Here is a 12,652-nt window from a genome sequence, read left to right on the forward strand (position 1 = left end):
ACGAGGAGGCCCTGGAACCGGCCCGCCCCGCCGGACTGGCCGGTTCCCTGCCGGAGGGACGGGACGGAGGTCAGCCGGTGGTGCCGGTCCAGGTGGCGGGGATGTGGGCCAGGCGGACGCGCTGGGGGTGGTCGCCGACGGGGACGGAGGTGATCTTCTGGCCGGTGCCGAAGTCGATGGCGGTGACCTGGTCGGCGCCGCTCTCGGAGATGACGCAGGCGCGGCCGTCGCCGCTGACGGTGGCCCAGTAGGGCTTGGACGCGGTGACCAGGGGGCCTTCCTGGAGGGTGGAGCGGTTGACGACGGTGGCGTAGTCGTCCATGGTCCCGGCGACGCAGAGCCTGCTTCCGTCGGGGCTCATCGACAGCCCGTGGTGGCGGGAGTCGTTGACGAAGGTCTTGCGGTCGTCGCTGGTCGCCGGGTTCTTCGGCAGCGTCCTCACCCGGGTGATCTTGTCGGTGGCCATGTCGTACTCGACGAGGCCGTTGAAGAACGAGACCTGGAAGTACAGCTTCGACTCGTCCGGGGAGAACACCGCGGGCCGGATCGCGTTCGACAGGTCCTTGCGGCCGAAGGCGTCGAGCCGGGAGCGCATGTCGATGGTCTTGACGACCTTGTAGGTGGAGGCGTCGGCGATCGTGATGTGCCGGTCGCCCTTGGTCCAGTCCTGGGACGGGTCGTCGAAGTCCGTCTCGACGTTCCCGATGGACATGTTCAGGATGTACCGGCCGTCCCTGGTGAAGATGTTCTCGTGGGGCTTGTCGCCGGTGGCGAACGAGCCGAGCTGCTTGCCGGTGCCGATGTCCAGGACGTGGACGACCTTGCCGAGCGAGGCCGACACCGCGACCTTGGTGCCGTCGGGGGAGACCGACATGTGGTCGGCGCGGTAGCCCGAGACGGCGAACCGCCACCGGACCTTCCCGGTGGTGAGGTCGATGGAGACGACGTCGCCGAAGCTGGGCCGCGAGGCGACCAGGGCGGAGCCGTCGGGGGTGGAGTACAGGTCGTCGACGAGCTGGTCGTGGCCCTCGCCGGCGGTGGCGCGGATGCCCAGGAAGACGGCCAGGTTGATCGGGTTGAGGTAGATCGCGGTGAGCCGCTGGCTCTTGTCGGGGACGACGTCGATCCGGCCGATCTTGGCGAAGTCGCCGCTGGACCTGATGACGTCGGCGGTGCCCTCCCAGTTGTTGCCGACGAACATCACCTCGCGCAGGGGGGCCGCGTGCGCGGTGGTCGCGGTGACGGCGGGGGCGATGGCGCCGGCGGCCAGGACGGCGGCGGCGGCGATGCTTCGCAGGCGACGGTGTGGTCTGGGGCGGGCAGGGGCGGTCGCAGCGTGCATGCTTGCTTCTCCCAGGGGGTGGGGGTCGCCCAGAGGGGGCGGGAGCGCGGAACCTTTCCGCGTCCATGCCGGCGCACTGCGGCAGGCGGGACCCTCCCGCGCGGGCCGCGGCGCCGGCTGCGCGGTGATGAACGGTCGCGGGCATGGCCGACCCTGGATTCCGCCGGCCTTGTGGGCCGCATGAGAATCCGCCCAAATCCGAACATCACCGTATTCAGACTTTGGTTACTGGATAGTAGGCAGGGGTGCTGTGCGCCGCAAGACCCGGTATCGAGGGATTCCGCGCTACGCGGGGATGATCAGGCCGTAGTGCCCGTCGTAGCGGTGGTAGAGGACGTTGCCCCGCCCGGTCTCGGCGTCGCGGAAGAACACCCAGCGCACGCCGGCCACCTCCAGATGCTCGATCGCCTCCTGGATGGTCAACTCGGGCGCGGGACGCGGGCTGATCGTCAGGGGGATGGCGCGGGGCGCGCCCGTCCGCTCGCGGGGCGTCGTCTGCGCCAGCCGGTACCCGTGGTCGGCGGGGTAGATGACGCTGTCCTCACCCGTCTCGACGTCGGTGAACAGCAGGAACCCGTAGTCGAGCACCTCCATGTCGAAGGCCGCCTCGTCGGGCGTCTCGGAGGTCAGCGTGAACGACTTGTGCCGGATCAGCTCGCGCTCCTCCGGGGGGCGCGGGTAGTAGTCCGGGCGCTGGGTCGGCTCGGCGCCGTGCCGCCACTCGTGCGGGCCCGTGGCGGGGCTCGTGGGGTAGGCGCCGCGGCGGGCCTCCCAGTGCCGGGAGACCCGGTCGAGCCGGTTCAGCAGCCGGTCGTGGAGCCGGTCGACGGCCTCGGTCATGGTCGGCGCGGCCACCTGTGCCCGGACCAGGCGGCCGTTGACGTCCAGGTTGGCCTGGGCAGTCGCCGGGCGCGGCACTGCCGGGTCCGGCGACATGATCAGCTTCACGCGCGCGAACAGCACCGGCTCGGGCGCGTGCGTGAACACCGCGCTCACCTTGGAGCGCGCGTAGTCGGTGGCGCCCTCCGGCACCCTTCCCCGGTGTTCCACGGCCACCTCGGGAGCCGCCCTGGTCGTCGCCCGGTCCATGTCGTCCCCCCGTCGCTCTACCGCTTCGCCCATTCGGCCGGCTGGTGCTCGATGGTGGAGTCCGAGGACGGGAAGAACGTGCTCTCGTGGCCGTCGTCCCACCGCACCAGGTAGGGCGGCTCTCCGTCCCGTCCGTGCACTTCGAGGATCTCGGCCCTGCGCGCCGCCTCGCCTACGTGGTGCCCGTGGACGATCAGCCGGTCGCCTTCGCTGGCTCGCATCGTGTCCCCCTCACGTCGCGTCGAGTCCATCGTGCGGCCGGATGGCGGGGCGCCACCAGGGCCAAAGGTCCATATATGTGCAGGTCAGTCCGATATGCGGCTAATCCGGCTATCTGGCCGGGGGAGGGGAAGGACTCCTTGAGAGCGGCCGACAGGAGGGCGATGTCCGACAGGAGCACGATGCCGGCCCGGATCGTCGCGGGTACCGCCCATCCGGGGCTGGCGGCCGCCGTCGCGGCCGCGCTGGGCGTCCGGCCGGTGCCCTGCGAGGTCGAGCGGTTCCCGGACGGCGAGCTGCGGCCCGTCGTGTCCGGCGTGCAGGGCGGGGACGTCTACGTGGTGCAGCCCACCGGGCCCGCGGTCAACGACCACCTCATCGAGGCGCTGCTGCTCCTGGACGCGTGCCGCCGGGGCGGCGCCGAGACCGTCACCGCGGTCCTCCCGTACTTCGGGTACGCCCGGCAGGATCGCCGGGGCAGGGCGGGCCAGGCGGTGGGCGCCAGGGTGGCGCTCGGCGCGCTGGCGTCGGCGGGGGCGGACCGGCTGATCGTGGTGGAGCCGCACACCGTCGCCCTGGAGGCCATGTGCCCGGTTCCGGTGGAGATGCTGACGACCGTCCCGATCCTGGCCGGGGAGCTGGCGGAGCTGACCTCCGAGACGGCCGTGCTGGTGGCGCCCGACCTCGGCGCGGTCAAGCTCGCCGAGCACTGCGCGCGGCTGCTGCGGCGGCCGGTCGCCGTGGTGCGCAAGACGCGGGTGAGCGGTGCGAGGGTGCACGCCGAGGAGCTGGTCGGCGACGTGCGGGACCGGCCCGCGGTCGTCGTGGACGACATGATCAGCACCGGCGGGACGATCGAGGCGGCCGTGCGCGTCCTGCTGGCCCACGGCGCCTCGCCCGACATCACCGTGGCCGCGGCGCACGGGCCGCTGGTGGACGCCGCGCGGGACCGGCTCGGCCGGCTCCCGATCCGCTGCCTGCTGGTCACCGACACGCTCCCGGTGGGCGGGGCGCGGGAGCCGCGGCCGCGGGTGCGGTCCGTGGCCCCGTTGATCGCCGACGCCATCGGCCGCCTGCACAACGGGCAGTCCCTGGATTCCCTGATGGTGCGCGGGTGACGCGCCGGCCCGCACGGACGCCGAAGCGGGCCGGGCTCCATAGGACCCGGCCCGCTCACCAGCGCTAGTGGCCCGGCCCCAGCGGAATTCCCGGGATCAGGTTGGACGGTGTGGTGTCGCGCAGCTCGTACAGGACGCTGTAGGTGCGTCCCAGCGGCTGCACGATGTTGTTCTCCTCCACCGCCGTCGGCGAGTACACCGCCGTGATGTACCGGACCTGGTGCTCCTCCCGCAGCCACGAGCGCGCCGGCTGGTCCACCGTGCGCATGTCGAGGTAGTACTTCGGGAAGGGCACGCGGTTCAGCACCTGCTCGGCGTTGATCGGCGGCGGCGGGCCCACGGTGAACCTGCGGATGTACCCGGTGTTCTCGTCGAGCGCCGTGAACGTCCCCTTGTAGAAGCTGGCGCCCATGGCCAGGTAGCGGGGCCCGAGGATCTGGCGCAGCCAGGTCCCCTGCCGCTTGAACGTGTGCGGCGGCGCCTCACCCAGATACCCGACATGGGCGTTGTGGGCGGAGAGCAGCGTCTTGCTCTTCATGTGGCGGTACCACCACACGGTGTTCAGCGCCATGGCCTCGTCGCGCGGCCCGGAGAAGTCCTCGGCGGCGTGCGTCTTGGCGATCCAGAACGCGACGTTCGCCTGCTGCTCGGCCCATTCGGCGGCCTGCCGGGGAGCCCCCCGGCGCAGGCTCTCGACGAGCCGCAGGGCCTGCCACGCCTGCCGCTGCACGCGCTGGCGCTCGCGCATGGGCTTGGCGTCGTACCACCGCTCCCAGGTGTTGAGGTCGGTGGTGGGGATCAGCCCGTCGTAGAGGGCCTTGAGCTTCGGGATGAGGTCGGCGCGGCCGCGCTCGCGGACGTACCGGAAGATCTCCTGGAAGATCACGATGTTGGTGAAGTAGACGTCGTCGCCCATGAACTGCAGGGGCCGCTTCGGATTCCCGGTGTTGTAATGGCGCATCCACCTGATGAGGCGCAGATAGTCCTCGTTGGCGAACAGGCGGTAGTTCTGCTGGAACTCCTGCCGCATGATCGCGGCCGGGTCGCCCTTGCCGCGCAGGACGTAGTCGTTCAGCCGGAGCCCGGTGCCCCAGTTCAGTTCCAGCATGAACGTCGTGAATCCCTTTTCCTTGACCAGGTATTCGAAGACGCGTTGCTTGAAGCTGAAGAACTGGTGCGTCCCGTGGGTGGCCTCACCCAGCCCGACCACGGGGGTGTCGCCGATCATCCGCCCGAGTGCGCGCAGGTCACGCGTGCCATCGTCCGGCTCGGTGGTCAGCAGGGGATGGGCGCCGCGGTCGAGCGCGCGCACCACCGCCCGCTCGTTCCCGGGGACGGGCTGCCGGGCGTGCGCGGCCGCCGGCGTGAACGAGCACACGCCGAGCGCCAGTGCGGTGACGAATGCCGGGAGTTTACCGGCACGAAGCATTAACATATCTGCCGACCTCGCAAAAGGTGGATCGTGTCGCCGTAAAACGAAGCGGGCCCCACAGATGTGCGGCCTGTGCTGATCTTTCCATTCGTGATCTCTGGTCATCGCCCGGGAAAGGTAAACCTTGCATCGGGGTCGGTCGAAGGGGATGTTGCTCACTTAGAGTGACGACATGATGACTCTTGGGACATATCCGTGCGCCCGGGGCATCGCCTCCGGCGCCCTGGCCCTGACCGTCGCGATGAACGTCGCCAGTGGCGCGGCGGCGTCCGTCCTGCCGGCGGACCGGCCAAAGGGCGGGGCCGCTGGCGGCGCATCCGGGAAGGCTCTCCAGGCCGTCCTGGACGAGGCCGTACGGCAGGGCGCTCCGGGTGCGCTCGCCCAATCGCGCACGCCGCACCGGGTCCTGAACCTCTCCAGCGGGGTCGCCGACCTCACGACCAGGCGCCCGCCGAGGGCGTACATGAAGTTCCGGGCCGGCAGCATCACCAAGATCTTCGTGGCGACGGTGGTCCTGCAGCTCGTCGCCGAGCGGCGGCTGCGCCTGGGCGACACCGTCGACCAGGTGATCCCCGGTGTCGTGGAGGGCAACGGGTACCAGGGCAACAAGATCACGATGCGGATGCTGCTGAACCACACCAGCGGGATCGCCGACTACACCAACAATCCCCGCATCGAGGAGATCGCCGTCACCGACCCGCGGCACGACTTCACCCTGCGGGAGCTGGCGGAGGCGGGCCTGGAGTACCCGCCCGACTTCCCGCCCGGCACCTCGTGGCGCTACTCCGACACCAACTACGTGCTGCTCGGCATGGTCATCCAGCGCGTCACCGGCCGGACCTACGTCCACGAGATCAACAAGCGGCTGATCCGGCCGCTGCGCCTGCGCGGCACCTACTTCCCGGGCACGAACCCGCGGATCCGCGGCCCGCACCTGCACGGGTACACGCCGGTGGCGGACGACCCGGCGGAGCTGAAGGACACCACCGACGTCAACACCACGTTCGCGCGCGCCACGGGCGACCTGATCTCCACCGTCGGCGACCTCAACCGGTTCGACGCCGCCCTGCTCGGCGGACGGCTCCTGCCCGGACGGCTCCTGCGGGCGATGCTGCGTCCCGTCCCCGGCTCGCAGCCCTACCCCGGCAGCGACATGTTCCGCTACGGGCTCGGGGCGGTGATCGCCACACCGCCGTGCGGCGTGAAGGCGTACGGCAACGGCGGGACCCTGGACGGCTGGGAGACCTGGACGGGCAGCACGAAGGGCGGGCGGCACTCGATGTCGTTCGTCTTCACCACCGACGCCGTCAACCAGGTCCGGCTCACCGAGCAGGCGGTGACCGCCGAGTACTGCGCCGGCTCCAAGAAGGGGAGCCGCACGAGGAACGCGGGTCACCGGCCGTAGCCACCGCCGCCGGGCGTCTCGATGACGAAGACGTCCCCGGCGCCGACGGTGAGCGAGTCGCGGCCCTCCATCGGCGTCACGGAGCCGTCGGCGCGCTGGACCCACTGCCGTCCCAGCGCGCCCGGCCCGCCGCCCGCCATCCCGTACGGCGGGACGCGCCGGTGGCTGCACAGCGTGGTCACCGTCATCGGTTCGAGGAAGCGGACGCGGCGCCGGCCGCCGTCGCCTCCGCGCCACCGTCCCGCGCCGCCGCTCCCGCGCCGGATCTCGAAGTCCTCCAGCAGGACGGGGTAGCGCCACTCCAGCACCTCGGGGTCGGTGAGCCGGGAGTTGGTCATGTGGGTCTGGACGACGTCGGCGCCGTCGAAGCCGTCCCCGGCGCCGGATCCGCTGGCCACCGTCTCGTAGTACTGGTGGCGCTCGTTGCCGAAGGTGACGTTGTTCATCGTGCCGGAGCCCTCCGCCATCACCCCCAGCGCGGCGTACAGGGCGCCGGTCACGGCCTGGGACGTCTCGACGTTGCCCGCCGCCACGGCCGCCGGGTAGCGCGGCGCGAGCATCGAGCCCGGCGGGATCGTGACGTGCAGCGGCGTGAGGCACCCGGCGTTCAGCGGGATGTCCTCGGCCACCAGCGTGCGGAACACGTACAGCACCGCGGCCATCGCCACCGACGACGGCGCGTTGGCGTTGCCGGCCGACTGGGGCGAGGTGCCGGTGAAGTCGATCTCCGCCGTGCGGGCGTGGCGGTCGACCCGCACCGCGACTTCGATCACGGAGCCGTCGTCCAGCTCGTAGGCGCAGGAGCCGTCCCGCAGCGCGGTGATCACCTGGCGGACCGCCTCCTCGGCGTTGTCCTGGACGTGGCGCATGTAGGCGTGCACGACGTCCAGGCCGAAGTGGCGGACCATGTCGCGCAGCTCGACGACGCCCTTCTCGTTGGCGGCGATCTGGGCGCGCAGGTCGGCGACGTTGTCGAGCGGGTTGCGGGACGGGTGGGGCGCCGAGGTCAGCAGCTCCACCGTCTCCTCCTCCCGCAGCCGGCCGCCCTCGACCAGCAGCCAGTTGTCGATCAGCACGCCCTCCTCCTCCACCAGCGCGCTGAAGGCCGGCATCGACCCCGGCGTGATGCCGCCGATCTCGGCGTGGTGGCCGCGGGACGCGACGAAGAAGGAGATCTCGGCGGCTCCGCCACCGGCCGCCCCGGACGCGACGTCCCCGAGGAAGACCGGGGTGACGACGGTGACGTCCGGCAGGTGGGTGCCCCCGTGGTAGGGGTCGTTGAGCACGTAGACCTCGCCCGGCCGCATGCCGCCGGCGGCGCGGCGGCGCCGGACGAGCTCCTTGATGGACGCCCCCATCGAGCCGAGGTGGACGGGGATGTGCGGCGCGTTGGCGATGAGCCCGCCGGACGCGTCGAAGATCGCGCAGGAGAAGTCCAGCCGTTCCTTGATGTTGACCGAGTGCGCGGTGCCGCGCAGCCGGACGCCCATCTGCTCGGCGATCGACATGAACAGGTTGTTGAAGATCTCCAGCATGACGGGGTCGGCCCCGGTGCCGACGGCGCGCCCGCCGGACCGGGCCGCCACGCGGTCCAGGAGCAGGTGGCCGAGGTCGTTCACGGCCGCCCGCCAGCCCGGGTCGACGACGGTCGTGGCGTTGGCCTCCACGATGATCGCCGGGCCGGGGACGGCGTCGCCGGGCCGCAGCCCCTCCCGCCGGTACAGGTCGACGTCGCGCCATGCGCCGTCGACGTGCATCGGGACGCGCGCGGCCTCGGCCGGGCCTTCGCCGACGCCCGCGACCGGCGTCTCGGCCGCTCTGTCGTCGCTGCTCACCGCTTCGACCGACACGGCCTCCACGACGATCTGCTTGTCCCGCATGAGGAAGGAGAAGCGGCGCCGGTAGGCCTCCTCGAACTCGGCGACCATCGCCTCCACGGGCCCGGCCCGCACCAGGAGGGCGGTGTCGGTGCCCGCGTAGCGCAGGTGGGCGCGGCGCACGACGTGCCTGGCGTCCATCCCCTCGTCCCGCAGCTCGCCGCGCGCGTCGTCCCCGAGCCTTCCCAAGGTCGCGTCCAGCTCGGGCAGCAGGTCCTCGCTCAGCGGCGCCTCCACCGCGCACTCCCGCATGGCCGTGACGTCGGCCAGCCCCATCCCGTACGCCGACAGCACTCCCGCCAGCGGGTGGACGAGCACCTGCCGCATGCCGAGCGCGTCGGCGACCGCGCAGGCGTGCTGCCCGCCCGCCCCGCCGAAGGTGGCGAGGACGTACCCGGTGACGTCGTAGCCGCGCTGGACGGAGATCTTCTTGATCGCGTTGGCCATGTTCGCCACCGCGATGCGCAGGAACCCGGCGGCGACGTCCTCGGGCGGGCGGCCGTCGCCGATCTCGCCGGCCAGGGCGGCGAAGCGGTCCCGGACGACCGCGGCGTCCAGGGCCCGGTCGCCGTCCGGGCCGAAGACGTGCGGGAAGTGGTCGGGGCGGATCCGTCCGAGCATCACGTTGGCGTCGGTGACGGTGAGCGGGCCGCCGCGCCGGTAGCAGGCGGGCCCGGGGTCGGCGCCGGCGGAGTCGGGGCCGACCCGGTACCGGCCGCCGTCGAAGCGCAGCACCGAGCCGCCGCCGGCCGCGACCGTGTGGATGCTCAGCATCGGCGCCCGCATCCGCACCCCCGCCACCTGCGTCTCGTACTGGCGCTCGAACTCGCCCGCGTAGTGCGAGACGTCGGTGGAGGTGCCGCCCATGTCGAAGCCGATGACCCGGTGGAAGCCCGCCGCCGCCGACGTCCGCGCCATGCCGACGATGCCGCCCGCCGGGCCGGACAGGATCGAATCCTTGCCGCGGAAGCCGTGCGCCTCGGTGAGGCCGCCGCTGGACTGCATGAACATGATCGGGGCGCCGTCCAGCTCCCCCGCGACCCGGTCCACGTACCGGCGCAGGATGGGCGAGAGGTAGGCGTCGACGACGGTGGTGTCGCCGCGCGAGACCAGCCGCATCAGCGGGCTCGTCGCGTGCGACTCCGAGACCTGGGGGAAGCCGATCCGGCGCGCGATCCTCCCGATCGCGATCTCGTGGACGGGGTACCGGTAGGCGTGCATCGACACGACCGCCACCGAGCGGAACCCGTCGTCGTAGGCCGCGCGCAGCTCGCGCTCGACCGCGCCCTCGTCCAGCGGGACCAGGACCCGCCCGTGCGCGTCGATCCGCTCCCTCGCCTCGATCACCCGCGCGTAGAGCGTCTCGGGCAGCACGATCTCCCGGGCGAAGATGCGGGGCCGGTTCTGGTAGGCGATCCGCAGCGCGTCCCGGAAGCCCTCGGTGACGACCAGGACGGTCGGTTCGCCCGTGCGTTCGAGCAGGGCGTTCGTCGCCACCGTCGTGCCGAGGCGCACGCCCGCGATCAGTTCCGCCGGGATGCGCTCGCCGGGCGCGACCCCGAGGAGGCGCCTGATCCCGGCGACGGCCGCGTCCCGGTAGCGCGCCCTGTCCTCGGAGAGGAGCTTGTCGGTGACGAGGGTGCCGTCCGGCCGCCGGCCGACCACGTCGGTGAACGTGCCGCCGCGATCGATCCAGAACTCCCAGCGCGCCGCCATGGCGACCTCCGAAACCGCTTCTACCTGGGCCGTTTCCGTTCGATGAGGATGGAAACACCCTCGCGGTAGAGGAGGGAGGCGGCCGATGGGCGATCAGAACGAGATGCGCTCCGTCTTTGTCGGCTACGACGGGTCCCCCGCCGCCGAGCAGGCGCTCCAGTGGGGGGCGGCGGAGGCGCGGCTCCGCGGCCTGGCCCTCACCGTCTGCCACGTGTGGCACTGGCCCTATCCGATGCGTCCGCCGGACAAGGACACCCTGGAGATCCTGCGGAGCGAGGGCGCGATCGTGGCCGACGAGGGCGTCCGCAAGGCCCGCGCCTTCGCCGGCGACCTGGAGGTCCGGTGGTGCCTGGAGCAGGGGTCGGCGGCGGCCGCGTTCCTGAAGGCGTCCCGCGGCGCCGTCATGGTCGTGCTCGGCTCGCGCGGCCACGGCGGGTTCGAGGGGCTCCCGGTGGGCTCCACCGCGGTCCAGGTCGCGTCCCACGCCTCCTGCCCGGTCGTCGTCGTGCGGTCGCCCACGCGGCTGGACGGCGGGCGGATCGTGGTCGGCGTGGACGGCTCGCCAGCGGGCGACGCGGCCCTCGGCTTCGCCGTCGAGGAGGCCGCGCTGCACCACGACCCGGTGACGGCGGTGTGCGGCTGGTGGGATCCGGCCGCGCTGCCCGGACCGGACCGGGTCCCCTTCATCGACACGCAGGCCGTCAGGCACGAGGCGATCGCGCGCTTCGAACGGGCCGTCGCGCCGTGGCGGACCGAGCGGCCCGAGGTGCTGATCGAGACCAAGTTCATCCTGGACGCGCCGCGGCGGGCCCTGGTGAGCGCCTCCCACGGCGCCGCCCTGCTGGTCGTCGGCGTCCGGGGGATCGGGTCGCTGCCCCAGATGCTCCTGGGGCCGGTGCCCCAGGTCGCCTTGCACGAGGCCCGCTGCCCGGTGGCGGTGGTGCCCGCGTCCGAACCCGGGAGGTGACGATGCTGGACTTCGACGACCGCGCCGACGCCGGACGGCGGCTGGCCGAGCGGCTGGACGGCCTGCGCGGCCAGGACGCCGTCGTGCTGGGCCTGCCGCGCGGCGGGGTGCCCGTCGCGTTCGAGGTCGCCCGGGAGCTGCGCGCCCCGCTGGACGTGATCGTGGTCCGCAAGCTGGGCGTGCCGTTCCAGCCCGAGCTGGCCATGGGCGCCATCGGCGAGGGCGGCGTGCTGATCGTCAACGATGAGATCATCCGGCACACCGGCGTCGGCGAGGCCGACGTGGTCGACGCGCAACGGCGCGAGCAGGCCGAACTCGACGTCCGCGTCGAGCGCTTCCGCCGCGGCCGTCCCCGTGTCGAGGTGAGCGGCCGCACGGCCGTCATCGTGGACGACGGCGTCGCCACCGGCGCCACCGCGCGGGCCGCCTGCGAGGTCGCCCGCGCCCAGGGCGCCCGGCGCGTCGTCCTGGCGGTCCCCGTCGGCTCGCCCGACACCATCGCCGGCCTGCGCCGCATCGCCGACGACGTGGTGTGCCTGATGGAACCGGAGCTCTTCTTCGCCGTCGGGCAGTGGTACCGCGAGTTCGGCCAGACGTCCGACGGCGAGGTCGTCGAGCTTCTGGAACGCGCCGCGACGCCGCCGGCGAGCGCCCGGCACGATTCCGCCCCGCCCGCACCGCCCGACCCCGGCACTCCACCCGACCCGGCCCATCCCGGCGGGGCCACCAACCCCGGCGGATCGGCCGATCCCGGCAAGATCGCCAACCTGGGCGGGGGCGCTCATCCGGCGGGGGCCACGAACCCGTCCGAGGCGTCCGGTCCGGCCGCGGACGACCCGCCGGCGGTCGACGAGGAGGTGTGGATCGACGGCGGGTTCGTGGAGCTCACCGGGCATCTCACCGTGCCCGCGCGGGCCACCGGGGTGGTGGCGTTCGCGCACGGCAGCGGGAGCAGCCGGCACAGCCCGCGCAACCGGCTGGTCGCCGCCGGGCTCAACCGGGCGGGCCTCGGCACGCTGCTGTTCGACCTGCTGACCACCGGGGAGGAACTCGACCGCGGCAACGTGTTCGACATCGGGATGCTCGCCGCGCGGCTCGTCGCCGCCACCGGGTGGCTCCGCGACCGGCCGGAGACCGCCGGCGCGCGCATCGGCTACTTCGGGGCGAGCACCGGCGCGGCGGCGGCGCTCTGGGCCGCCGCCGAGCCCGGCGCCGACATCGCCGCCGTCGTGTCCCGCGGCGGGCGTCCCGACCTGGCCGAGCGCCGCCTCGGCGACGTCCGTGCCCCCACCCTGCTCATCGTGGGAGGCGCGGACCGGCAGGTCCTGGGCCTCAACCAGCTGGCACAGGAGCGGATGCGCTGCCCGACCCAGCTGACCGTCGTGCCGGGCGCCACCCACCTGTTCGAAGAGCCGGGCGCCCTGCAGGCCGTGACCGACCACGCCAGGGACTGGTTCCTCGCCCACCTGCGCTGACGGCCACGGCCC

General features: G+C 72.7%; 9 protein-coding genes. 4 read left to right on the forward strand and 5 right to left on the reverse strand.

Annotated elements, in window-relative coordinates; all coding sequences use genetic code 11:
- Window positions 1–70: 70 nt before the first annotated feature.
- The 3 genes from AB0C84_RS04430 to AB0C84_RS04440 form a co-directional block, all read right to left on the reverse strand.
- On the reverse strand, window positions 71–1,342 hold the full coding sequence (locus AB0C84_RS04430) for a YncE family protein (protein WP_361061037.1): 1,272 nt from the start codon (window positions 1,340–1,342) through the stop codon (window positions 71–73).
- A 285-nt stretch (window positions 1,343–1,627) separates the two neighbouring features.
- Window positions 1,628–2,431 carry a sigma 54 modulation/S30EA ribosomal C-terminal domain-containing protein gene (locus AB0C84_RS04435; protein ID WP_179845601.1) on the reverse strand — a complete coding sequence of 268 codons (804 nt, stop codon included), beginning with the start codon at window positions 2,429–2,431 and terminating at the stop codon, window positions 1,628–1,630.
- A 17-nt stretch (window positions 2,432–2,448) separates the two neighbouring features.
- On the reverse strand, window positions 2,449–2,652 hold the full coding sequence (locus tag AB0C84_RS04440; protein WP_179845602.1) for a DUF1918 domain-containing protein: 204 nt from the start codon (window positions 2,650–2,652) through the stop codon (window positions 2,449–2,451).
- A 162-nt stretch (window positions 2,653–2,814) separates the two neighbouring features.
- On the opposite strand from AB0C84_RS04440, the gene prs reads away from it, so the two are divergent.
- Entirely contained in the window at window positions 2,815–3,768 is a 954-nt protein-coding gene (prs, locus tag AB0C84_RS04445; protein WP_361061039.1) for a ribose-phosphate diphosphokinase, read from the forward strand.
- 64 nt (window positions 3,769–3,832) lie between these two features.
- On the opposite strand, the gene AB0C84_RS04450 is transcribed toward prs, so the two are convergent.
- The gene (locus AB0C84_RS04450) at window positions 3,833–5,203 is read right to left on the reverse strand and encodes an erythromycin esterase family protein (RefSeq protein ID WP_361061041.1); all 1,371 of its coding nucleotides are present in this window, start codon (window positions 5,201–5,203) and stop codon (window positions 3,833–3,835) included.
- Window positions 5,204–5,372: 169 nt separating this feature from the next.
- Between AB0C84_RS04450 and AB0C84_RS04455 the strand changes: the two genes are divergently transcribed.
- Entirely contained in the window at window positions 5,373–6,605 is a 1,233-nt protein-coding gene (locus tag AB0C84_RS04455; RefSeq protein WP_361061043.1) for a serine hydrolase domain-containing protein, read from the forward strand.
- Here AB0C84_RS04455 and AB0C84_RS04460 read toward each other — a convergent pair.
- Complete coding sequence (locus AB0C84_RS04460) at window positions 6,593–10,198, reverse strand: hydantoinase B/oxoprolinase family protein (RefSeq protein ID WP_361061045.1); 3,606 nt, start codon at window positions 10,196–10,198, stop codon at window positions 6,593–6,595. The genes AB0C84_RS04455 and AB0C84_RS04460 overlap by 13 nt on opposite strands.
- A gap of 85 nt (window positions 10,199–10,283) precedes the next feature.
- On the opposite strand from AB0C84_RS04460, the gene AB0C84_RS04465 reads away from it, so the two are divergent.
- The gene (locus AB0C84_RS04465; protein ID WP_361061047.1) at window positions 10,284–11,165 is read left to right on the forward strand and encodes a universal stress protein; all 882 of its coding nucleotides are present in this window, start codon (window positions 10,284–10,286) and stop codon (window positions 11,163–11,165) included.
- 2 nt (window positions 11,166–11,167) lie between these two features.
- The gene (locus AB0C84_RS04470; protein WP_361061049.1) at window positions 11,168–12,640 is read left to right on the forward strand and encodes a phosphoribosyltransferase; all 1,473 of its coding nucleotides are present in this window, start codon (window positions 11,168–11,170) and stop codon (window positions 12,638–12,640) included.
- Window positions 12,641–12,652 lie beyond the last annotated feature (12 nt).

The sequence above is a fragment of the Actinomadura sp. NPDC048955 genome (genome assembly GCF_040649435.1).
Lineage (GTDB): Bacteria > Actinomycetota > Actinomycetes > Streptosporangiales > Streptosporangiaceae > Spirillospora > Spirillospora luteofluorescens.